Genomic DNA, 576 nt, shown 5'->3' with positions numbered 1-576 from the left:
TCGTCGGGTTGGTCGACCTCGGTGAGGGTTTTGCCGTCGGCGAGGGTGCGGACGGTGACGACGTCGCCGGTGACCAGGGTGACGGTGTGCGCCTCCGGGGCGGCGGCGGGTGTGGCGAGGGCGTGCGTGTTGACGGTCGTGTCCGGGTGGGCGGCTGATGGGGGTGGGTCGGCGGTTGCGGCCGCGATCATGCTGGCTGCCAGGGCTACGGCGAGTAGTCGTCGCCGTGATCCACCAGCAGCGAATGGGATTGAAGAATTAGACATGTGCACACCTCCACCGATGTTGTTCGAGTGGGTGACCAGTTGGCGACCGAGGCGGCGCCAGTGCATGCCATTCCGTCCGGGCGTTTCGGCGATTGCACGCTGAATGCCCCGGCCGGCCGGCGTGACGAGAGTCAACTGGTGGCGGGTAGCAGGGTCCCTCTGGGTGGGTTGAAGCCGGGTGGGTCCCCGGAGCGTTCTCGGTCCGGGGACCCACCCGTTGGTTGGGTCAGCGTAGGCCGTAGGCGCGGGTGATTTCTTGTCGGATGGCGAAGCCGGTGTCGGTGTCGGCGGCGGCGCGGAGGGAGATGAA

Annotated in this window: 1 protein-coding gene; it reads right to left on the bottom strand. The window is 68.1% G+C overall.

Annotation, left to right across the window (positions count from 1 at the left end; genetic code table 11):
• On the bottom strand, positions 1-266 hold a 266-nt coding region (locus tag SALPAC3_RS28275), incomplete at its 3' end, for a hypothetical protein (RefSeq protein WP_198290343.1).
• Positions 267-576: the final 310 nt, after the last annotated feature.

Origin of the sequence: Salinispora pacifica DSM 45544, from assembly GCF_000378845.1 — a bacterium.
Taxonomy (GTDB): Bacteria; Actinomycetota; Actinomycetes; order Mycobacteriales; family Micromonosporaceae; genus Micromonospora; species Micromonospora pacifica.
This window is presented reverse-complemented; position numbering and strand designations above follow the sequence as displayed.